The sequence below is a fragment of the uncultured Algibacter sp. genome (assembly GCF_947495925.1).
Lineage (GTDB): Bacteria > Bacteroidota > Bacteroidia > Flavobacteriales > Flavobacteriaceae > Algibacter_E.
Genome location: NZ_CANMAU010000004.1, coordinates 38,886 through 60,238, shown reverse-complemented (window position 1 = coordinate 60,238; position 21,353 = coordinate 38,886). Strand labels below are relative to the sequence as shown.

Sequence of the window (21,353 nt, the reverse complement as noted above, 5' to 3'; positions counted from 1 at the left end):
TGCATAAATAAAAAAAATAACACGCTGTAAATCAAACAATTATATTTCGAATAAAGAAAAAATAGAATTCAATTATTAGTTAGGTACAAAAAAGCACCAAACACATTAAAAATTTCAAAAAAAAAGCCTAATATTAGAAGTATTATCTTACTACACCTAAAACCGAGAATTTATGACATATCCCATTCAAAAGTATTTAACTATTATTCTTGTAATTTTTTTTAATTTAATATCCAATGCACAAATTACATTTGAAAAAGGTTATTTTATTAATAATAATGGCCAAAGAATTGAATGCCTAATTAAAAATGTAGATTGGGAAATTAATCCTATAGAGTTTAAATACAAACTCACTCAGGATTCTGAGCAAAAAACTCAAAACATTAAGTCAACTAAAGAATTTGGTATCTATAACTTTTCAAAATACATTAAAGCAAATGTAGGCATTGACCGTTCTAGCGAACAGATTGACAAATTAGATTATAAAAGAGAGCCAAATTTTAAAGAAGAGGAGCTTTTATTAAAAATACTCGTAGAGGGAAAAGCGAATTTATATGGTTATAGTGATGGGTTAATTTCAAGATATTTTTATAGTCTAAACACTTCTGAAATAGAACCTTTAGTTTATAAAAACTATTTAAGCAACCAGAAAGAGTTACGATATAACATTAGATACAAGCAACAAATTTTAAACCATCTAAAATGTAATGACATAACACAATCGAAAATTGAAAGAGCAGAATACACAAAAAAAGATTTGACAAAAATATTTATGGAATACAATAAGTGTATGAACCCTGAGTATAAGAACCTTGTTGAAACTACTAAAAAGAATTTGTTCAATTTAAAACTCAGACTAGGCGTAAATAGTAATTCTTTAAAAACATATTATTTTAACTCACATGGACTAGATGTTGATTTTGGAAATGAGCTAGGTTTTAGAATTGGTTTCGAAGGTGAATTTATTCTTCCATTCAACAAAAACAAATGGGGAATTATAGCTGAACCCTATTATTTTAGCTTCAAATCAGAAAAAGAATTAGGAATTGGGACTCGTAGTGCTAAACTAGATTATAAATCAATTGAATTAGCTATAGGATTAAGACACTATTTTTTTCTTAATCAAAAATCAAAACTTTTTATTAATGCTTCCTTTGTTACGGACTTAAGCAATAGCTCAACTATTCAATACTCTTATGGAAGAGTCATCGACGACATATCCAATATTTCTGGATTAGCCCTTGGTGCTGGCTATAATTACAAAAAATATCATTTAGAACTTAGATATCATACTCCTCGAGACATTTTTAGAAATCATCACCATAGGGATTCAGATTTAAATACTATTGCCTTAATTTTTGGGTACACCATATTTTAATTTTAACAAAGGTAAAAACCGGCATAAATGAACTTAAAATTCTAAGTCTTGGTCTATACCTATACTACCACGACAATCATTGGAACAGTAAGGACTCACCTATATTAAAAATTAATTTCGCTATTTTTGAAGGTGACATAAATTAAAATAGCAGGTTTAATGAAACGTCTTCAAATAATAGTTCTTGTTTTAGCACCCTTTATTGGGTTTTCACAGAGTAGTGATTTAGGGAATTGGCTCCTCTATTTCGGAAATAAACAAATTAACCATAAACTGAATTGGCATAACGAGGTGCAATACCGAAGTTATAATGCTATTTCAGACTTAGAGCAGCTCCTTATAAGAACTGGAATTGGTTATAATCTAACCGAAAATAATAACAATTTACTTCTAGGCTATGGCTATATACTAAGTGAAAATTACGTTGGAAACTCCAATAAAAAAGAAAGCGTAAATGAACACAGAATATACCAGCAATTTATTACCAAACAAAACATAAGCATTATTAGTCTTCAACATCGCTACAGATTTGAACAACGTTTTATAGAAAAGGATTTCAAGTTAAGACTGCGCTATTTCCTAGGATTAAACGTTCCATTAAATAAAAAAGAATTGATTGATAAAACTCTATACTTCTCTATGTACAATGAGATATTTTTAAACACAAAAAAAGACGTTTTTGATAGAAATAGACTGTATGGTGGTTTTGGATACAAATTAAACAACAGCATTCGTTTTGAACTGGGTTACATGAATCAATTTTTAAACAACGGTAACCGCGATCAAATTAATATGGTTACTTTTTTGAACTTCTAAATTTTTATTACAATTCTTTAACTTTTTAAGGCTTTTCGACAAGGTAAAATTCATCCATTTTTTTTAAATTGTAGTTTCTTTAAAAAAGAAACACATGTCTAAAAATAATAAGTTTAATTATGATGAAGAGCTAGCAAAACTTCATACCGAGTTGGTGCATCTGCAAGAATGGGTTAAAAATCAAGGTTTAAAAGTAGTTATACTTTTTGAGGGTAGAGATGCTTCTGGTAAAGGAGGTACTATCAAACGCTTTACCGAGCCATTAAACCCTCGTGTTTGTAAAGTAGTTGCTTTAGGTGTCCCTACTGAAAAAGAAAAAACACAATGGTATTTTCAGCGCTATGCCTATCATTTACCTGCTGCTGGTGAAATTGTATTGTTCGATAGAAGTTGGTATAATCGTGCTGGAGTTGAGAAGGTCATGGGTTTCTGTACTGATGACGAATATAGAGAATTCCTGAGATCCTGTCCCGAATTTGAACGTATGCTCGTGCGCTCCGGTATTATTGTTCTAAAATATTGGTTTTCTGTTAGTGATGAGGAACAAGAACGTCGTTTTAAAAACCGCATTTCCAACCCATTAAAGCGATGGAAATTTAGCCCTATGGATTTAGAATCAAGATCTAGGTGGTTAGAATATTCAAAAGCGAAAGACAATATGTTTGCACATACCGATACCAAGCAAGTCCCATGGTACGTTGTTAACTCAGATAATAAAAAAAAGGCTCGACTAAATTGCATTAGTCATGTATTAAGTCAAATTCCTTATGAAAGAATGAACATTAAACCGATTAAACTTCCTGAACTACCAGACTACGAGGGTTATGTGCGCCCACCTATGAATTACCAAACGTTTGTCCCCGAAAAGTATTAAATCAATTGAAAACAATAGGATTTTAACAAAACTCAGCTTCAAAAAGTTTTGAAAAATGATTTAAAAGTTTTGATTTAACCTCGGCTTCGTCAACAGTTTGTTTACCTAGCTCAACATTCAAAGAGGTTACTGCTTTACCTCGAATACCACAAGGTATCATTAAATCGAAATACCCCAAATTAGCATTCACGTTTAGTGCAAAACCATGCATTGTTACCCAACGACTTGCCCGTACACCCATGGCACAAATTTTTCGAGCGAATGGTGTACCAACATCTAGCCAAACACCAGTTTCTCCCGGGCTACGCTCAGCTTTTAAACCATACTCAGCTAGCGTTAAGATTATCATCTCTTCCAGAAAACGAAGGTATTTATGAATGTCGGTAAAAAAATTATCCAAATCTAGAATAGGGTAACCTACTATTTGACCGGGGCCATGATAAGTAATATCCCCTCCTCTATTTACTTTATAAAATCTTGCGTTTTTAGCTTTTAATTCATCCTCATCAACCAGTAAATTAGCCAAATCTCCACTCTTACCTAAAGTATATACGTGCGGGTGCTCAACAAACAAAAAATAATTACTAGTTACTATATCGGTATCTTCTCGCCTATTCTTTATTTTAGTATCTACAATGCCTTTAAACAATTCTTCTTGATAATCCCAAGTTTGTTTATAGTCTTTGCTTCCTAAGTCTTCTATTTTAATGGTTTTATTCAAAGCTAATCCTCTAATACAATTTCCAAGTTCATAATTTCGGGGTCTGCCATATAGTCCATTAAGCCATATTCTAGTATCACCGTTTTTCCGTCGGCACTAAACATTGCTTTGTCGTTTGAAACCGACTTTACTTTTCGAGGAAAATGATAATTTAATTTATATTTTGAATTTGCAAACATCATAGCGCCCTGACCAAGACTGTCCATAATTTGTTTCTGCACTTCTTTATCAAGTACTTCAACCGAGCGTTTAAAAACGCCATTTTCAAAAGAATAATTAAGTTCAGAATTACCTCCTGCCATCATCGATGAAAATGGATTTGAAGGATCGCTAGTTTTTGCAACGTCTTTTCCCTGTAAATTACTTACTGTATTTAATGCTGTAAACATATCTTGCAATTCTGAAGCATTCTTAAAATCAGTAAACAAATCAAAATTCATTTTCTTTTCTTTTTCACTCATCACCATATGTACAGAAAAAGGTTCTAACGCTTTTAATTTTACCTGTTCCTCCTCTGGTAATTGTGAAATACTATCTCGCTTTTGGTCAAAAATCTCTTTAAAAGTAAAGGTAGAATCTATGTCTTTTTCACCACTACTCTCACTAAACTGCTCTCCAGCCATTTGCATAAGCTCGGAGGCATCAAAACTAAACTCCATCTTTCCAGAACCATCTTCATTTAAATAAATATTTTCAGAAAATTGACAGCTTGTTAAAAACATAGCCGCTAAAAGTGTAGTAAGAAAAGTAAGTTTGTTCATTTGTATGAATTTATAGTTTCTATCTGCCAAAGCAGTAACAAAATTTACACAAATATAGATTAATTCTTAGGATTATTAAGTATAACCAAAGCGGCAATTACGCCTGGCACCCAGCCACAAAGCCACAGTAAAAAAACAATAATAATTGAGCCACAACCTTTGTCTATAACAGCTAAAGGTGGACAAATAATAGATAATAAAACTCTCCAAAAACTCATGTGATGATTTAATTTTAATACTGAAACAAATTCAGCATATACTGATTGATAACTTATTTGACGTTTCGATGACGAGATTGTTACAGTTATTTACAATTGAAACTTAGCCCTTTTTTAAAATATTTTATAGTAGATTCGTAGTATGCGATTTATCTTGTCAGCCATAGTTTTATTTTCAATATCTTTTTCTGCGGAAGCGCAGTATCAGTTTACAGGCCATGTAAATAAAGACCAATGGAATAGCAGCGTTTACCTTTCTATTATTGATGATTACAGAAAGATATCTGGTATTCATTCAGAACAGATAATAACAAAGGTTGAAGCCGATAGCACTGGCAAGTTTATTATTACGGGTGATCAACTTGAAATGCATAACAAAATTTACAGGATACATGTTGATAATTGCTTTGAACATGAACAAAACCTCAAGCACTTTAGCGGAGAATGCAACAATAGTAAAACCATTGTTTTTATAGCCAAAAATAATGATAGCATTGATTTTCCTTTTTCTTTTGATAATGAAATGTTTTGCGATGTTAAATCAAACAATTCAAAAACCAATGCCATTATAAAAATTGATTCTCTAAAAGTTGAAATGATCTATGATTATGCAGCTTTTAGAAGCGAAGCCAATAGAAAATTAAATAACAGAAAATGGTTCCGCAACTTTCAATACTTCGGTAAAAGCCTTAATGAGCCCCTAGCAGAATTATACATTTATTCTTTTTTAACAAATAAAAACTCAGACCTTTATCAATTCTATATTGAAGATCTTAAAACCAATAATTATTACGACGATTTGCTTTTCCGTTTAAAAAATGCATATCCAAATTCAAACTACGCAAGACAATTTGAAATTGAATTAGCAGCCGATAAATATGCTTTACAGATTAAAAGTAAACAACCTTGGCATAATAAAACCCTTGTTTTAATAGCACTTTTAATATGCTCATTATTTCTTAATATGTGGCTTCTAATTCGATTTAAAAGAAATAAAAAGAATAAAACTATTCGTGAATCGCTTACCAAACAAGAACAAAATGTATTGGATTTATTGCTTACCGGGAAATCCAATAAAGAAATAGCGCAGGACTTATTTATTAGCCCAAGCACAGTAAAAACTCATTTAAACAATATTTTTAAAAAACTTAATATTCAATCTCGGGAAGAAGCTAAAGACTTATTTCATAAGTGATTTAGAAAAATCAACCTAAGGACTAGTCCTTATTTAAACCCTATGTTTCGTTATAAACCTCTATAATATTTTGATGTTTGCTACTATAAATCATTAAAAATATTATCATTATGAAACATGCATTTAAGTATTTTACAACAATTAAATTTGCCCTTGTCGCATTAGCTTTTGTCTTTTCGTTTAGCTCAAGTTTTGGGCAATCTTCAACTAATACGTCAGCCACCGGAGTTTTAACTTTTGATTCTGAAACCATAGACTATGGTAAAATTTATGAGAACGCAAATGGAGAACGCACCTTTTCTTTTACCAATACTGGAAAAGCCCCTATCGTTATTAATAAAGTAAAAACTTCTTGTGGTTGTACCGTACCAACTTACCCCAAAACAGCTATTTTACCAGGTGAGTCAGGTGAGATAAAAATCAAGTATGCTACTAATAGAATTGGTGTATTCTCAAAAACCATTACAGTTATATCTAACGCAGAAAACTCAAATCATGTTCTAAAAATTAAAGGCGATGTTTTGAAAAACACCATTTAGATAAATTCAGTTTAAAAAGTTGCATGCTAAGTTTTACAAAAAACGTAATTTTGCGTTTCAAAATTTATTAGCATGCAGCTTTCAGAACAAGAAATAGTACGTAGAGAAAAGTTAGTAAAACTACGCGAGTTTGGTATTAATCCTTACCCAGCTGATTTATACCCAGTAAATCATACTTCAAAAAAGGTAAAAGATCAATTTGAAGAGGGAAAACGGGTTACCATTGCTGGACGGTTAATGATGATTAAAGTTCAAGGAAAAGCTAGTTTTGCACAGCTTCAAGATGCCGAAGGGAAAATACAGATATATTTTAATAGAGATGAAATTTGCCAAGGTGAAGATAAAACCAAGTACAATGATATCTTTAAAAAGTTATTAGATTTTGGAGATTTTATTGGCGTTGAAGGCGAACTGTTCACAACAAAAGTTGGAGAAAAAACGGTAAAAGTAAAAGACTTCACCTTATTAAGTAAAGCCTTAAAACCTTTACCATTACCAAAAGAAAAAGATGGGGTTATATATGATGCCTTTACCGATCCTGAGCAACGATACAGACAACGTTATGCTGATTTAGTTGTAAACCCTCAGGTAAAAGAAGTATTTGTAAAACGCACTAAATTGTTTAATGCCATGCGTTCATTTTTTAATGACGCAGGGTACTTTGAAGTAGAAACACCTGTTTTACAACCTATCCCAGGAGGTGCAGCTGCGCGTCCGTTTATTACGCATCACAATGCATTAGACGTTCCATTATACATGAGAATAGCCAATGAATTGTATTTAAAACGACTAATTGTTGGTGGTTTTGATGGTGTTTACGAGTTTTCTAAAAACTTTAGAAACGAAGGGATGGACAGAACACACAATCCAGAGTTTACAGCCATGGAAATTTATGTAGCCTATAAAGACTACAATTGGATGATGGATTTCTGTGAACGCTTACTTGAACATTGTGCTATTGCCGTAAACGGAAATACAAAAGCTACTTTTGGTGAGCATGAAATAGACTTTAAAGCGCCATACGCTAGAGTAACCATGGCTGATTCTATAAAACACTTTACTGGTTTTGATATTACGGGTAAAACTGAAGACGAAATTAGACAGGCGGCGAAAGGTTTAGGTGTTGAAGTAGACAATACCATGGGGAAAGGCAAACTGATTGATGAAATTTTTGGTGAGAAATGTGAAGGAAACTATATTCAACCAACATATATAACAGATTACCCAAAGGAGATGAGCCCATTATGTAAAGAACACCGAGATAACCCTGAATTAACGGAACGTTTTGAGCTAATGGTTTGCGGTAAAGAAATAGCTAATGCCTATTCTGAGCTTAACGACCCCATAGATCAACGAGAGCGCTTTGAGCACCAGTTAAAATTAGCTGCAAAAGGTGACGATGAAGCTACGGAGTTTATTGATCATGATTTTTTACGCGCATTAGAGTACGGCATGCCTCCAACATCTGGAATGGGCATTGGCATGGATAGATTAATTATGTTTTTAACTAATAACCAATCTATTCAGGAAGTATTATTCTTCCCGCAAATGCGACCTGAGAAAAAAGCTATTGCCGTAAGTGAAGAGGCTAAAGCTGTTTTTGAATTACTTAAGAAGGCTGAAAAATTGACCTTGAACGACTTAAAAGTTCAGTCTGGATTATCAAATAAAAAATGGGATAAAACCATTAAAGAATTAACCAAAAACAACTTAGCTAAAGTTGAAAAGACCGAAGAAGGATTATTTGTTGGTATGATATAAAATCTACAAATAGTTTTAAATTAAAAAAGCCAGTAATTTTTATTACTGGCTTTTTAACTAACTAACAAACTAAACTTAATTTATAAACTCATAATTTTTTGAAGTTATTGCTAACTATTTAACTTCATAAACTAAATGTTTTAAACAATTATATTACAAATATCAGCTAATTTAACCACCGTTAAATGTAATTTAGATATGTTTAACAATCTTCAAGGCAACTTTAATCTTTCTTTAAGATTTTCATGTTTCGTTTGTTAATTTTTTAAGAGAAACTAGCAGTAGTAAAAAAAGCACCTACCCTAAACGCTTATTTTTTTTCTAATTCTAAATTGTAATTAAACTTAGTTCATTCCTTAAAGTCTAATTGTCATGTTTTTAACACCTCTAAATCAAATTAGTAGTTAATTTAACAAAAATAGCTTGCCATACTATGGTTAAAAAAATCATGCTTTGTGTTGCCGTCACCCTACTTTTACCTTCCACTATAATCAATAATTTCAGAGAACTCGTCATTAATAAGCTACTAAATTATTCTGATAATTATCCCGAAAAAATCTACTTACAAACCGACAAGCCCTATTACGCCATTGGCGAAGATATATGGTTTGCTACTCATTAAGTATACGGAATTACTCATATTAATAGTGAAAAACGTAATATTATTTATGTTGAATTAATTGATTACAACGATAATATTATTTCGAAAAAGCAAGCGTTGCTGGCGATTTTAAAACAGAAAAAACGGGAGACCAGGTAATTATCTTCTTCGAGTCTATACAAACAATATGTAAAATCATGATTCTGATTATTTCTTCCAATCTGAAATTTTTATCTGGGGTTTGAAAGAATCTAATAAAAAAACCAATCTTATTGTCGAAGAAAAACATAGATATAAAAAAGGACATCATACTAAATTCAAAGCCTGAAATAGATTTTTTCCTTGAAGGAGGGAACTTAATTTCTGGACTATTTTACAAGCTGGCTATTCAAGTAAAGGATATAAACAATAGAAATATATCTATTAAAGGTACACAACTAAAGACTCCAATCATAATGAAATATGCACATTTAAAACCTCGCTACTTTAATATAACGAGGTTTTGGGTTAAATAACCTATCATCAAAACATACTTTATATGTTTTTTTTGTCTTGACGACTCATTCTATTTAAACTAGATTTCTTCTCTTTCTCTTTCAATATATTGCACATCTCTTGTGTTTTTCTGAACCGCTATTGCCGCAAAAAGGCTTAGGAGAAAAGACATCCCATAAAACCCTTTTTCACTCAACAATAAATTTGCATTCCAGAGCCCTATGACTAATAGCGTAATTGACGCAACAGTTGTAAACCAGCTAATGCTGTAGTAAATATCGGTTACAGGTATACCTTCCATTTTATCCCTGACTGCCTTTTGTACTGAGATTACAGAAAAAAGTCCAAATAATAAAATGGTAAAATAGTATCCCTTTTCATTTAACATCATATCAGCATTCCATAACCCTATACAATAAGAGGTTATACCAATTAAAAGAGCAGACCACGATGCTCCAATAAATGCAGCTGTTGGTTTTTGATCAAAAACATTTTTAGGTTCATTTTTCTTTTTCGTTTCCTTTGATTTTTCATCAACTGAAACGGTCGTTTGATAATTCATAATTTTTGTTTTAATGATTACCCGACAAAACTGCAAATTAGAACGGTTTGGGCAAACACAAAAATTACATATTCATGACGATATATAATGAACTTTATTTATTATAACACATTATTTATAGTATCTTTATAATATTTTCATGACGACTTAATGAATGATTTAAGCACTATTATATCTACATTTTCTTCAGAAGAACAACAAGGATTCATTGCGTATTTAACAAAAAAAACAAGCGCAAAGACGCCAAAAACATACAATTATTTAATCACCTACTAAACAACCAACTAACGTCAAGAGAGATCTTTACTGAAATTTACAATAATCAGAACGAAAATGCCTACCATGCGCTCCGAAAGAGACTTTACCAATCAATAATCGATTTTATTGCAAATATTAGTCTGCATGAAGAAAACTCGGCAGACATGTATATTATCAAACACATTTTAGCTGCACGCAGATGCTTTCTTCACAAACAATATAAAATTGCTTTCAAAATTTTAAAAAAAGCAGAAAACCTTGCCTTGGAGAAGCATCTATTCCCGTTACTTAATGAAATATACCATACCCAGATTCAATACGCATATGCAAACCCTATTACACCTTTAAGCACCTCCATAGAAAAGTTTAGGCATAATCAAAAACATTACGACTTAGAAAATGAACTAAATATGGTCTATGCTAAAATCAGACTCACTTTGAACCAAATAAATTTTAAGGGGGCAATTACCGATTTTCAGCAAATACTAGATGAGATCTTAGAAGAACACAATATTAATCTAAGTGAGTCTATGTCCTTCAAATCTATGTATCAATTAATCTCCATCATTGGCATATCTAGTTTCACGACTAATAATTATATAAGAGTAGAACCCTTTCTAATAAACACCTATAATTCAGTAATAAAACATAAATCTAAGTCTCTTTATTACCATATTCAAATTCTATATATAATTGCTAACACGTTATTTAGAAATAAAAAATTTGACATATCTAAACAATACCTAAATTTAATGCTAACTGAAATGTCCGGTTCCAAGAGAAAGTACTATAACAGTTTTAAACCAAAATTTGATTTACTTTACGCACTTAACTTAAACTGCACAAGGCATCAAAATAAAGCCATAGAAATACTAAAAGAAGCGCTTCATACTAAACCAACGGATACCGAAACCTTATATGACATAAAACTAAGCTTAATTATGTGTTTATTTCAAAAAGGAAATTTCAAAGAATCACATTCTACCTTATCAAGGCTCAATCATACTGACAAATGGTATTTAGAGAAAATTGGAAAAGAATGGACTATTAAAAAAAATCTTATTGAAATACTTTTACTTATTGAACTCAAATACATAAACCTAATAGAATCAAGGTTATTAAGCTTTAAAAGAAGATATTACGAATACCTTAAAAACATCCATCAAGACCGGGTAATAACCTTTTTAGGCTTTGTTGAATCGTACTATAAACATCCTGAAATTGTAACTTCAGATTCATTTAAAAATAAAGTAGAAACATCATTCGTTTGGCTTAAAACCCACAAAGAAGATATTTTTGTTATGAGTTTTTATTGTTGGCTGAAAGGTAAAATGAATAAAACAGACCTATACGAAACAACTTTACAACTAGTAAGTCAAACTTAGGAAGAATTAATATATAGGTAGTCCCTTTTTATGGACAAGAAACTTAATTTTTAATAATGCTAAAATCTACTTTAATTCTGTTTTGCTGCCTCTTTAATTTTCTTGCATTTACGCAAAATAAAAGCAACGATAGTCTTAAAATAAAAAATGGCATTGAAAACCCTAGTCTTTTAGCAACTCATAGTTTTGGAATTTTTAGTTCTCGAATAAACACCAACTTTAAGAAAACATCACCAAATAAAAACACTTTTACATTTACAGCTTCCAGTGGCAACGCCTTTCAACCTTTGGTAAAAGCATATATCCCAAAAAACCCTGCCATCAGAGCGGAATTTAGACGAACTCCTTGGAACAAAAGAAAGTTCAACTTTATTGACCAACAGACTACACCAGCAGAAACTATGACTATAGTTATTGATGCCGTCATCAAAGAGTTTAGAATTGGCTATAGCTTACCCCTCTCTAAAAAACAAGAGTTAATTGTAAATCTGCGGTCCTATTTAGTCACAAAAGGTAAATATCCATTTACTATTTTTACTAATGATGAAGCCATTGAGTGGTTTCATAGCAACATTAATGGAGGTGAAGACCCATTTGGAAGGCGGTTCTATGGTCTAAATCAAGTTCATTTCAGGTATACTGATAGGAACGGAAATACACTAGAACTTCATAATAATGATTTTTTTATTGGGGGCGTTGAATTTAGCCATTATTACTACCCCGAACTTTCCATTAATAAAGCACACAACATATTTATAAACTTAGGCAGTCACTTAGGCATTAATACTTCTAAACATAATGCTTCGCTTGATTTTGGAATATCCATAAATGCTTTAAAACAGGTTCACCTAAAAAACAACTATGAACTCAATTTTGCTTTGGGCGGGAATGTATTACGCAAAAACCTCATGAATTTTAAGGAGGTCCTTGACTTAGGCAACAATCCTTACTTAGGTACAGCTGAAGGGCATATTGAAATTACCAAATACACTAAAAAGGGACATTTTAACGCCCTAGGGCTTAACTACCAAATTCAATCTAGCTACAACAAGCAGGATGAAGCAAACTATTATAGGTTAACAGGGAAATGGAAAGAAATAAATGGGCATTGGGAAAGTGGTATCGCAACCTTATACCGCCCTTTATCTAGTTGGAGCCTTATATATACTTATGGCACTTCAAAACTTCAGTTCTCTTTATATTTTAAAGAAGATCATCCAGTAAATAATGCTCCTGACTTTCAAGTAGGAAGTCAAATTAAGTTCCCCTTATTTAATTAATTAGTGCAAACTTGACAATTTTCTTTTAATAAAATTTGTTAATACCAAGTTAAAACTAAGCACCCCTTTAAACCTTTGGGATTGAACAAAGTCCTACTGGTAATTAATTTAAATAAGACACAATGAAAAAAATACTTTTAATTGCTTTGGCCTTTATAGGATTACAAGGTGTGGCACAAGAACAAAAAAAAGAAAACAGAAAGAATCAACACAAAATAATGATGAATCTTTCTGCTGAAGAAATGGCTACTCTAAAAACGAAAAAGATGACTCTCTTTCTTGATTTGAACGAATCTCAACAAGCTAAGGTAAAAAGCATTAATCTGGAAAATGCTACAAAACGTAAAGCTATGATGGCGGAGCGTAAAGCAGAACAGGAAAACGGTACGGCTAAAAAACTAACACATGAAGAGCGTTATGCTATGGCAAATGCGAAACTGGATCATAAAATAGAAATGAAAGTCAAAATGAAAGACATCCTAAATAAAGAACAGTATGCGAAATGGGAGAAAGCTCAGATGCACATGGCAATGAAAGGTAAACACAAAAAACGAGGTTCCAAAAAAGGAAAAGACCAAAGAATATAATTAAGTTTAGTATTGATTATAGTTTGATGATGATGAACGCATTTCTGAAATTCAGAAATGCGTTTTATTTTTATAAATTCTTTGATACGTTGTCAACAGCATTAATTGTAAAATCTAAATCTTCATAGGATAACGCATCGGTAATAAACCAAGTTTCAAAAGCACTTGGCGCTATATAAACACCTTCATTTAAAAGGCCGTGAAAGAACTTTTTAAACACATCATTATTTCCTTTCGCCGCTGTATCAAAATCAGTAACCGAACCCGCATCAAAATGGACAGAAATCATAGACCCCAATCTATTTATAGTATGAACTACATTATTAGCTTTTAAAACGCTTTCAATTCCCTTGTGTAAATATTCAGTCTTTTCAGAAAGTCGTAAAAACACGTCTTTACTAGTGTTTAAATCAGTCAACATGGCTAATCCTGCAGCCATTGCCAAAGGATTACCACTTAAAGTTCCTGCCTGATAAACAGGCCCCAAAGGTGCCAAATGACTCATAATTTCATTTCTCGCAGCAAATGCTCCAACTGGTAAACCGCCGCCAATAACTTTCCCAAAACAAACAATATCTGCTGTAATATTAAAAAGTTCTTGAGCACCCCCTTTAGCTAATCGAAAACCAGTCATCACTTCATCAAAAATCAGAAGAATATCATGAGCATCACATAAACGTCTTAGTCCTTCTAAGAATCCATCTTTTGGAGGGATACACCCCATATTTCCAGCTACAGGCTCTATAATAATGCAGGCAATTTCATTTAAATTAGCTTCAATAAGTCCTTTTACTCTATCAAGATCGTTGTATTTTGCTAATAAAGTATCTTTTGCAGTTCCTTCTGTAACGCCAGGACTATTTGGTGTTCCAAAAGTACTCGCGCCACTTCCTGCCTGTATCAAAAAAGAATCAGAATGCCCATGATAACAGCCTGCAAATTTGATAATTTTAGCCTTTCCAGAAAAACCTCTTGCCAAACGTACAGCACTCATGCAGGCTTCTGTCCCAGAATTAACAAAACGAATTTTATCAATGTTGGGCACCATAGAAACCGCTAACTCTGCAATTTGAGTTTCTATTTCTGTTGGCATACCAAAGGATGTACCTTTTTTAGCCTTCTCCACCACGGCATCTACTACAGGCTGGTAGGCATGACCTAATATCATTGGTCCCCAAGAATTAATAAAGTCAATTAACCGATTACCATCTTCATCGTACAAATATGCTCCTCTTGCTTCTTTAATAAAAACAGGAGTACCTCCAACACCTTTAAATGCTCTAACTGGTGAATTAACTCCCCCAGGAATAACCTTTTCCGCTTCAGCGAACAAAGCACTGCTTCTTTTATAAATCATGTAATTAAATTAGTTTTTATACTATGGTTTAACCACCAAAATTTGGCCAATACTAATACTTGTATTTTTTAAACCATTCATATTTTGAAGTTCCTTTACTGTAAGGTTGTATTTTTTAGAAATTGAATACTGTGTATCTCCCTTAACGACTTTATGAACTATTTTCCCACTTGAACTAACCGGTTTACTTGGGCTACTTGTTTTTTTAACCTCTTGGGGGTCATTTCCCGAAGAAGAAACAATCAAAACTTGCCCTACATTAAGGTTGGTACTACCTAATCCGTTAAGATCTTGAAGCTCCTTTACCGAAATATTATGCTTTTTAGATATTGAATATTGAGTATCTCCTTTTAATACAGTGTAAACTTTTCCTGTATTTGCTGCACCACTTATATTTTTCTTTTCTTCAGTTATATAATCCTTCTTTTTAGGAACGTAAACCTGAGTACCCTCCTCAACATCATTCTCGACTATTTTATTACTTGAGGTATTTATGGCTTTTGTTGTATTGCTTACTTCTTTTACAGGAGCAACACTATCTGAAGTAGGAATGACAACTAAAACTTGACCAACCCTAAGGCCAGTACCACTTAAACCATTCAACTTTTGAAGCTCTCTAACTGTCATATTATGCTTCTGCGAAATAGAAAATTGTGTATCTCCTTTTAAAACAGTATAACTTCCTGTTCTATTTAAGACAGCTACTTCCTCTTGCAAAACTTGACCATCATTTGATATTGAAGAATTTCCTTTTACTGGTTTTTCGGATAATACTTCTTCATCTAATTTATATAACCTATAACGCTCAATAATATATATAAGTTTTTGAGGATATAATTTATCGGTTGCATAACCTGCCTTTCTAAGACCTTTAGCCCAACCCGTATAATCCTTCGGATTTAGCCTAAAAAGTTTAGCATAACGGTCTCTCTCTGTTAAAAACAAAGAATGATCCCTAAAAGAATACTTAGCATCAATATACTTTCTAAAACATTCTTGCCTTTTATCATCATCATGATAAATCTTTGCACCTGTCCATTCATGGCATTTAATTCCGAAATGATTATCTGCTTCCAAAGCCAGTCTACCTTGACCAGATCCCGATTCTAAAATACCTTGAGCCAATGTGATACTAGCCGGAATACCATACAATCGCATTTCCGTTTTAGCCGTGCTTTTATGGGTGTCTATATACCGCTCTGTAATATCGGCATAATCCTTTGCCTCCTTATTATCATTGTTTCTCGTAGTTCCTTGTTGCTGCGAACTCGTATTAGGTTCTTTGTCAACCACAGTCTTTTGTGATTTACAGCTAAAAACCATAAAACCAACACAAAATAAAATTAATAGTTTGTTCATTGCTTTAAATAATAATTGGTAAATTCCTTTTTACTAATTTGGCGTTCATACCTTTAATCCCCTGTAAACCCCCTGTATGAATTGCTAGTATTTTAGACCCCTCTGGAAAATAATTCTTTTGAATCAAATCAAATATTCCAAACATCATTTTACCTGTATAAACCGGATCTAGAGGAATTCCATGCTCTTTCTTAAATTGATTAATAAACTTTATTAAACCTTCGTTTACCTTAGCATATCCCCTAAAATGATAGTCTGTTATTAATTCCCAATTGGTCTGTTCTACAAAGTTACTAATATCTTGTTGTAAAAAGCCACCTTTTAGAGCAGGAAAACCTAAAACTTGTTGACGAAGTTTTGAACAATTAATAAGTCCAGAAATAGTACCGCCTGTTCCTACAGCGCAACATACATAGTCATAACGACCATTAATATCAACTAAAATCTCTTCGCAACCCCTTACAGCTAATGCATTCGTGCCTCCTTCAGGGATAAGATAAAAATCGCCAAACTCATTTTTTAACTCATTTATAAATGATTCAGAAGTCTTATTTCTATAAACTTCTCTTGACACAAATTTGAACTGCATCCCATTTTGCTTTGCAAAACGTAACGTGTGATTATTTGAGATTTCACTTTCTAATTCCTCACCTCTAATAACTCCTATAGTCTTGAATTGAAAACCAAGTCCCGCTGAAGCCACAGCTGCAATATGATTTGAATATGCGCCGCCAAAAGTCAACAAAGTTTTAAAACCACGGGTTTTAGCCTCAAGTAAGTTGTATTTTAATTTTCTGTATTTATTGCCAGAAACAAATTCATGTATTTTATCTTCTCGTTTTATAAAGAGTTCAACATCTTTATTAGGAAGAGTAATTTGCTGAATTACACTATTCTCAGGCTTGAATATCATGATTACGAAGATACTTTAAAAAACTCCAAAATTTCCTGTTTTTGAGATATTCTATATTGGATTCATTAATATAGGCTTCTTGCTCAAAGGAAACATTTCTATAAGCTAAATTCCAATTTTTAAACTGAATTAATCTCACTATAAACTCTGATAGATAAACAACATAAAAAGGAATTACCAATAACTCTAATTGCTGTCTCAAATGAATCTTTTCGTGATTAACTAAAATAACATCCTTCTTCAATCGATTATACTTTAGAAAAACAAAAGGAAAAACAGTCATCCCCAAATAGCCTTTAGGTACCAAAAATTTTGAAATAAAAATCATACTTAATCGCTTTCAAAAATCAATCCAAATTACTTTATCTTTGTCAATAATGAAAAAGACAATCCCCATTGAAGAAGGTGACTACTACCTTACGCCAGAAGGCTACCGCTGTTTTACAGAAAAATACCATTTAAAAAGAGGTTATTGTTGCGAGAGTGGTTGCAGACATTGTCCTTATGGCTATAATAAGAAAACAAACTCCATAAAAAAGCCGTAATAAGGTTTGCAAGCTAAGTTTTTTTGGTATGATTTTTGAGACATGTTAATCTCTTAATCATCGTTAAAACATTAATTAATAAAGCTTTAAAAAACAAAAAGTACTAAATAACTTTTACTATGAAAAATTTAATTAAAGTAGCATTCCTTTTTGTCGTTCTCATTTCATTCAACTCTTGTAGCTCTGTAAGTGTTGCTGCAGATTACGACACCAATGTAGAGTTTAACGAGTATAAAACCTTTGCTTTTTTTAAAACTGGTATTGATCGGGCTGAAATTAGCGATCTTGATAAACGAAGAATATTACGAGCTATTGAAGCCGAACTTTTAAACAAAGGCATGACCAAATCTGAAAACCCTGATTTACTAATTAGCCTATTTACAGCTTCACAACAACGTGTTGATGTTTATAACAACTCCTGGGGTTATGGCGGCTGGGGCTGGGGTGGCTGGGGCCCTTATGGAGGTTATTATGGTCCTGGTTGGGGATGGGGTTGGAATCAACCAAGTGTTTCAACCAGTACCCAAGGTCAATTGTTTATAGACTTATTAGACGCTAAGAAAAAAGAATTGGTATGGCAAGGTGTTGGTACAGGTTATCTTAGCAGAAAAATGGAGAAAAAAGACGCTCTTATAAAAGAATTTGTTTCTAAAATTCTTGCAAAGTATCCTCCAGAACCCAAACAATAGAATAAAGAAATAACTCAAAAAAGTCCTTTTTTTACATCACAATATCATTTATCCAAACATAGGGTTCAGGAATATCAGTGTCGTCAATAAGTTGCCTGATATCAATCTCAATACTTCTACTTAAATCTGTTATTGGCACATCATTTGGACCACCTTCAAAAGGGTTTTCAGTATGTTCTCCAATCATTTCCATAGTATGATAAACCCATGAAAGCATAGCACTAAAAGGCACAGTGAACCAAACGAAATGTCGTGCCATAGACTCTTGTAATTCATGTATAGCTGAATCTTGAATGGGGTGTTTATCTAAAAGCATAAAAATCTCTGCCCCAAAAACGTCAAATTCAGACATAATTCCGTAGGGAAGTAACAAAATAAAAATCCAAACAAACCAATAGTTTAATGTTGCAAACTGCCTTGGGTAGGGAAAGTTCTTAATACGTTCGCATTGCCCTTGGAGGGTATAAAATTCCGCGATCATATTAGCCATTTTCATATGCCTAAAATCTTCAATCAGACCTTGTTCCATGAGCTCTTTTAAACGCCTTGACTGAATACCCAAGATCTGAGACGCTCTGTTACCTTTAGAAATGATAGCATTATAATCAGTTTCAGATAAGTATTTCTTTAGTTTTTCTTCTAATGAGATTTCTTCTTCTCTTATCCTATAATGGGCAGCTTTAAAACCTAAATTAGTTCTTCCCCTTTTCAAATGCATCTCCCAAGCTCTATCTTCCCTCAATTGATATCTTAAGGCTGTTAACCAGGCAATATGACGGTGCACCATCTCTCGCTTTACACTTTGTAGTTCATTGGCCGATAAGTCCGTTATGCTATAGTCATTCGTTATAAAATCTTTCACCATAACAGTCCAAGAACGTGATGCATTTACAATTCCTCCCCAAATTTTCCGAGCTTCCCATAACCTATCATAAGAAGCGTTATTTTTAAAACCAATTATAAAGGCTACAGCAGTACCTAGAACTCCCAATGGTAACCAAGGTGCATGGAGCCATTTGAGCTCTAAAACATCAAAAAGAAAAACTGGAATAACTGGTAAAAAAAGAAAAAGCAAAATATGAGGAAGAGTCCATTTAACAACTACTCTAACTGGAAAAATACGTTTCGTGTACATATATAATAACCAAATTTGAGTTATAAATATATTGAATTATTTAATTAATATTCAACTAGACTATTGTTTAATGTTATTATATTAAACAATCCTCAATGAAATATATAAATCGGTCGATATTTCGTATTTTTACTAAGCATAACTCTGAAACTTATTTTTAACATGAGTACTATAGAATCAAATGCTGTTTTGAATCGACTTCCAGAACATTTAAAACAATTTATAAAACCCCAAAACTATAAAGATTATTCGTCTATAGACCAAGCAGTATGGCGCTATGTTATGCGAAAAAACGTGAACTTTTTAAGTCAAGTTGCGCATAATTCATATCTCAAAGGATTAAAGCAAACGGGAATCTCAATTGATAATATTCCAAATATGTACGGCATGAACCGTATTTTAAAAGATATTGGTTGGGCAGCAGTTGCCGTAGACGGGTTTATTCCTCCAAACGCCTTCATGGAGTTTCAAGCATATAATGTTTTAGTTATAGCGAGTGATATTAGACAATTAGAGCATATTGAATACACCCCTGCTCCTGATATTATTCATGAAGGAGCGGGGCACGCGCCCATTATAGCAAACCCTGAATACGCCGAATATTTGAGAAGATTTGGAGAAATAGGTTGTAAAGCCATTTCATCAGCAAAAGATTATGAACTGTATGAGGCTGTTAGATACTTATCAATCATTAAAGAAGCTCCAAATTCAAATGAAACAGATATAATTTCAGCAGAACAAAAAGTTGAAACCTTACAACAAAATATGGGAGAGCCAAGTGAAATGGCACTTATAAGGAATCTACATTGGTGGACGGTTGAATATGGATTAATTGGCACGGTAACAAACCCTAAAATTTATGGCGCTGGATTATTATCTTCAATAGGCGAAAGTGTATGGTGTATGACTACAGAGGTTAAAAAACTACCTTATACCATTAATGCGACCTATAAAAATTTTGATATTACAAAACCACAACCCCAGCTTTACGTAACTCCTGATTTTGCCCATTTAAGCTTAATTCTAGAAGAGTTTGCGAATACTATGAGTTTGCGAAAAGGCGGTCTTTCTGGAGTCAATAAACTTATAGAATCGAAGGCTTTAGGATCTATTGAACTTAGTACTGGACTTCAAATCTCTGGTATTTTTTCAAAGGTTATAGAGTATGATGGGAAACCAGTATATATTCAAACTTTAAATAATACAGCCTTGGCTTACCGTGAAAAAGAACTTGTTGGTCACGGAACTAAAACACACAACAAAAGGTTTGGCTCTCCTATTGGGAAACTAAAAGGCATTAATTTGGCTATTGAAGACATGAGTCCTAGGGATTTGGCTGCATATAACATTTATGAGGAAAAAACTGTGACTCTTGAGTTTGAAGGTGGCGTATCTGTTTCTGGAGAAATTATAACTGGAAAACGAAACTTACAAGGTAAAATAATTCTAATTAGTTTTAAAAACTGCACAGTAACCTACAACAACCAAATTTTATTTAAGCCTCATTGGGGCAATTATGACATGGCTGTGGGTAAAGACATTGTTTCAGCTTTTTCCGGACCGGCAGATTTGAGCAGTTTTAGCTTGATTACTCATAAGCCATCCTCTGAGACCGTACATGTGAAAAAATCTGATGCACGGATTGAACTTGAAAGCTTATACCAACAAATAAGAGATTATAGAAATAATAAAAATAGAACTATTTCAAGAACCAAAGTACTAGAACAACTTATTGAAAAACATACAAATGATTGGTTACTTTCCGTCGAACTTTATGAATTGGCACATATGGGAAACGAGTCTAAACTATGTGAAAAAGTATTGAATCATTTAGAAAACCTAAAACAGAATAGACCTGAACTGGGCAAACTTATAGATGACGGATTAAAAATTGTTGATGAAAAAGTTGAAATATAATTATAAA

The 21,353-nt window shown here is 32.6% G+C and carries 21 protein-coding genes; 12 read left to right on the top strand and 9 right to left on the bottom strand.

Going from position 1 to position 21,353, the window contains the following annotated elements; translation table 11 throughout:
• Positions 1 to 172 precede the first annotated feature (172 nt).
• The 3 genes from Q0857_RS09370 to ppk2 all read left to right on the top strand — a co-directional run bounded on the left by Q0857_RS09370 (position 173) and on the right by ppk2 (position 3,068).
• Complete coding sequence (locus Q0857_RS09370) at positions 173 to 1,378, top strand: tRNA modification GTPase (RefSeq protein WP_298534254.1); 1,206 nt, start codon at positions 173 to 175, stop codon at positions 1,376 to 1,378.
• Positions 1,379 to 1,537: 159 nt separating this feature from the next.
• A complete protein-coding gene (locus Q0857_RS09365) occupies positions 1,538 to 2,194 on the top strand; it encodes a DUF2490 domain-containing protein (protein ID WP_298534251.1) in 657 nt (218 codons plus the stop codon).
• 94 nt (positions 2,195 to 2,288) lie between these two features.
• Positions 2,289 to 3,068, top strand: a complete 780-nt coding sequence (gene ppk2, locus Q0857_RS09360; RefSeq protein WP_298534249.1) for a polyphosphate kinase 2 — start codon at positions 2,289 to 2,291, stop codon at positions 3,066 to 3,068.
• Between the two features lie 22 nt (positions 3,069 to 3,090).
• On the opposite strand, the gene lipB is transcribed toward ppk2, so the two are convergent.
• Genes lipB through Q0857_RS09345 form a run of 3 tightly spaced genes read right to left on the bottom strand, consistent with a single transcriptional unit; the run spans position 3,091 to position 4,768 of the window.
• On the bottom strand, positions 3,091 to 3,789 hold the full coding sequence (gene lipB, locus Q0857_RS09355; protein ID WP_298534247.1) for a lipoyl(octanoyl) transferase LipB: 699 nt from the start codon (positions 3,787 to 3,789) through the stop codon (positions 3,091 to 3,093).
• 2 nt (positions 3,790 to 3,791) lie between these two features.
• A complete protein-coding gene (locus Q0857_RS09350) occupies positions 3,792 to 4,550 on the bottom strand; it encodes a hypothetical protein (protein ID WP_298534245.1) in 759 nt (252 codons plus the stop codon).
• A 59-nt stretch (positions 4,551 to 4,609) separates the two neighbouring features.
• The gene (locus tag Q0857_RS09345) at positions 4,610 to 4,768 is read right to left on the bottom strand and encodes a YqaE/Pmp3 family membrane protein (RefSeq protein WP_019388284.1); all 159 of its coding nucleotides are present in this window, start codon (positions 4,766 to 4,768) and stop codon (positions 4,610 to 4,612) included.
• Between the two features lie 142 nt (positions 4,769 to 4,910).
• Between Q0857_RS09345 and Q0857_RS09340 the strand changes: the two genes are divergently transcribed.
• The 3 genes from Q0857_RS09340 (at position 4,911) to lysS (ending at position 8,263) form a co-directional block, all read left to right on the top strand.
• On the top strand, positions 4,911 to 5,963 hold the full coding sequence (locus Q0857_RS09340; protein WP_298534242.1) for a response regulator transcription factor: 1,053 nt from the start codon (positions 4,911 to 4,913) through the stop codon (positions 5,961 to 5,963).
• 110 nt (positions 5,964 to 6,073) lie between these two features.
• Positions 6,074 to 6,502 (top strand): DUF1573 domain-containing protein, encoded by a 429-nt coding sequence (locus Q0857_RS09335; RefSeq protein ID WP_298534239.1) that lies wholly within the window; start codon positions 6,074 to 6,076, stop codon positions 6,500 to 6,502.
• 72 nt (positions 6,503 to 6,574) lie between these two features.
• Complete coding sequence (lysS, locus tag Q0857_RS09330) at positions 6,575 to 8,263, top strand: lysine--tRNA ligase (RefSeq protein WP_298534236.1); 1,689 nt, start codon at positions 6,575 to 6,577, stop codon at positions 8,261 to 8,263.
• Positions 8,264 to 9,438: 1,175 nt separating this feature from the next.
• Here the strand turns inward: lysS and yiaA are convergent.
• Entirely contained in the window at positions 9,439 to 9,921 is a 483-nt protein-coding gene (yiaA, locus tag Q0857_RS09325; RefSeq protein WP_298534233.1) for an inner membrane protein YiaA, read from the bottom strand.
• A gap of 422 nt (positions 9,922 to 10,343) precedes the next feature.
• Between yiaA and Q0857_RS09320 the strand changes: the two genes are divergently transcribed.
• From Q0857_RS09320 to Q0857_RS09310, 3 genes are all read left to right on the top strand, one after another.
• Positions 10,344 to 11,564, top strand: coding sequence for a tetratricopeptide repeat protein (locus tag Q0857_RS09320; RefSeq protein WP_298534229.1), 1,221 nt, complete (start codon positions 10,344 to 10,346; stop codon positions 11,562 to 11,564).
• 56 nt (positions 11,565 to 11,620) lie between these two features.
• Entirely contained in the window at positions 11,621 to 12,844 is a 1,224-nt protein-coding gene (locus Q0857_RS09315) for a hypothetical protein (RefSeq protein ID WP_298534227.1), read from the top strand.
• Positions 12,845 to 12,966: 122 nt separating this feature from the next.
• On the top strand, positions 12,967 to 13,431 hold the full coding sequence (locus tag Q0857_RS09310; RefSeq protein WP_298534224.1) for a hypothetical protein: 465 nt from the start codon (positions 12,967 to 12,969) through the stop codon (positions 13,429 to 13,431).
• Positions 13,432 to 13,501: 70 nt separating this feature from the next.
• On the opposite strand, the gene hemL is transcribed toward Q0857_RS09310, so the two are convergent.
• From hemL to Q0857_RS09285, 4 genes are read right to left on the bottom strand one after another with little or no spacing between them, the layout of a single operon-like run.
• Positions 13,502 to 14,788 (bottom strand): glutamate-1-semialdehyde 2,1-aminomutase, encoded by a 1,287-nt coding sequence (hemL, locus tag Q0857_RS09305; RefSeq protein WP_298534222.1) that lies wholly within the window; start codon positions 14,786 to 14,788, stop codon positions 13,502 to 13,504.
• A 21-nt stretch (positions 14,789 to 14,809) separates the two neighbouring features.
• On the bottom strand, positions 14,810 to 16,147 hold the full coding sequence (locus tag Q0857_RS16935) for a LysM peptidoglycan-binding domain-containing protein (protein ID WP_367278089.1): 1,338 nt from the start codon (positions 16,145 to 16,147) through the stop codon (positions 14,810 to 14,812).
• A gap of 4 nt (positions 16,148 to 16,151) precedes the next feature.
• Positions 16,152 to 17,060, bottom strand: a complete 909-nt coding sequence (locus Q0857_RS09290) for a 1-aminocyclopropane-1-carboxylate deaminase/D-cysteine desulfhydrase (RefSeq protein WP_298534220.1) — start codon at positions 17,058 to 17,060, stop codon at positions 16,152 to 16,154.
• Positions 17,044 to 17,388, bottom strand: a complete 345-nt coding sequence (locus Q0857_RS09285; RefSeq protein ID WP_298534218.1) for a hypothetical protein — start codon at positions 17,386 to 17,388, stop codon at positions 17,044 to 17,046. Before Q0857_RS09285 ends, Q0857_RS09290 begins: the two co-directional genes overlap by 17 nt.
• A gap of 49 nt (positions 17,389 to 17,437) precedes the next feature.
• Here Q0857_RS09285 and Q0857_RS09280 point away from each other — a divergent pair, with 49 nt between their 5' ends.
• Positions 17,438 to 17,605: a DUF5522 domain-containing protein gene (locus Q0857_RS09280; protein WP_298534216.1), complete on the top strand. Its 168-nt coding sequence runs from the start codon at positions 17,438 to 17,440 to the stop codon at positions 17,603 to 17,605.
• Positions 17,606 to 17,724: 119 nt separating this feature from the next.
• Entirely contained in the window at positions 17,725 to 18,294 is a 570-nt protein-coding gene (locus Q0857_RS09275) for a DUF4136 domain-containing protein (RefSeq protein WP_298534214.1), read from the top strand.
• A gap of 31 nt (positions 18,295 to 18,325) precedes the next feature.
• Here Q0857_RS09275 and Q0857_RS09270 read toward each other — a convergent pair whose 3' ends face one another.
• Complete coding sequence (locus Q0857_RS09270; protein ID WP_298534210.1) at positions 18,326 to 19,429, bottom strand: bestrophin family protein; 1,104 nt, start codon at positions 19,427 to 19,429, stop codon at positions 18,326 to 18,328.
• Positions 19,430 to 19,591: 162 nt separating this feature from the next.
• On the opposite strand from Q0857_RS09270, the gene Q0857_RS09265 reads away from it, so the two are divergent.
• Positions 19,592 to 21,346, top strand: coding sequence for an aromatic amino acid hydroxylase (locus Q0857_RS09265; RefSeq protein WP_298534208.1), 1,755 nt, complete (start codon positions 19,592 to 19,594; stop codon positions 21,344 to 21,346).
• Positions 21,347 to 21,353: the final 7 nt, after the last annotated feature.

What these genes read in the sequence shown, in the direction of transcription:
- Q0857_RS09265 (WP_298534208.1), top strand. Translation starts at nt 19,592, where the DNA reads ATGAGTACTATAGAATCAAATGCTGTTTTGAATCGACTTCCAGAACAT.
- Q0857_RS09370 (WP_298534254.1), top strand. Translation starts at nt 173, where the DNA reads ATGACATATCCCATTCAAAAGTATTTAACTATTATTCTTGTAATTTTT.
- Q0857_RS09320 (WP_298534229.1), top strand. Translation starts at nt 10,344, where the DNA reads ATGTATATTATCAAACACATTTTAGCTGCACGCAGATGCTTTCTTCAC.
- Q0857_RS09290 (WP_298534220.1), bottom strand. Translation starts at nt 17,060, where the DNA reads ATGATATTCAAGCCTGAGAATAGTGTAATTCAGCAAATTACTCTTCCT.
- Q0857_RS09315 (WP_298534227.1), top strand. Translation starts at nt 11,621, where the DNA reads ATGCTAAAATCTACTTTAATTCTGTTTTGCTGCCTCTTTAATTTTCTT.
- hemL (WP_298534222.1), bottom strand. Translation starts at nt 14,788, where the DNA reads ATGATTTATAAAAGAAGCAGTGCTTTGTTCGCTGAAGCGGAAAAGGTT.
- lysS (WP_298534236.1), top strand. Translation starts at nt 6,575, where the DNA reads ATGCAGCTTTCAGAACAAGAAATAGTACGTAGAGAAAAGTTAGTAAAA.
- Q0857_RS09280 (WP_298534216.1), top strand. Translation starts at nt 17,438, where the DNA reads ATGAAAAAGACAATCCCCATTGAAGAAGGTGACTACTACCTTACGCCA.
- Q0857_RS09335 (WP_298534239.1), top strand. Translation starts at nt 6,074, where the DNA reads ATGAAACATGCATTTAAGTATTTTACAACAATTAAATTTGCCCTTGTC.
- Q0857_RS09345 (WP_019388284.1), bottom strand. Translation starts at nt 4,768, where the DNA reads ATGAGTTTTTGGAGAGTTTTATTATCTATTATTTGTCCACCTTTAGCT.
- Q0857_RS09275 (WP_298534214.1), top strand. Translation starts at nt 17,725, where the DNA reads ATGAAAAATTTAATTAAAGTAGCATTCCTTTTTGTCGTTCTCATTTCA.
- Q0857_RS16935 (WP_367278089.1), bottom strand. Translation starts at nt 16,147, where the DNA reads ATGAACAAACTATTAATTTTATTTTGTGTTGGTTTTATGGTTTTTAGC.
- ppk2 (WP_298534249.1), top strand. Translation starts at nt 2,289, where the DNA reads ATGTCTAAAAATAATAAGTTTAATTATGATGAAGAGCTAGCAAAACTT.
- Q0857_RS09270 (WP_298534210.1), bottom strand. Translation starts at nt 19,429, where the DNA reads ATGTACACGAAACGTATTTTTCCAGTTAGAGTAGTTGTTAAATGGACT.
- Q0857_RS09310 (WP_298534224.1), top strand. Translation starts at nt 12,967, where the DNA reads ATGAAAAAAATACTTTTAATTGCTTTGGCCTTTATAGGATTACAAGGT.
- Q0857_RS09365 (WP_298534251.1), top strand. Translation starts at nt 1,538, where the DNA reads ATGAAACGTCTTCAAATAATAGTTCTTGTTTTAGCACCCTTTATTGGG.
- yiaA (WP_298534233.1), bottom strand. Translation starts at nt 9,921, where the DNA reads ATGAATTATCAAACGACCGTTTCAGTTGATGAAAAATCAAAGGAAACG.
- Q0857_RS09285 (WP_298534218.1), bottom strand. Translation starts at nt 17,388, where the DNA reads ATGATTTTTATTTCAAAATTTTTGGTACCTAAAGGCTATTTGGGGATG.
- Q0857_RS09350 (WP_298534245.1), bottom strand. Translation starts at nt 4,550, where the DNA reads ATGAACAAACTTACTTTTCTTACTACACTTTTAGCGGCTATGTTTTTA.
- Q0857_RS09340 (WP_298534242.1), top strand. Translation starts at nt 4,911, where the DNA reads ATGCGATTTATCTTGTCAGCCATAGTTTTATTTTCAATATCTTTTTCT.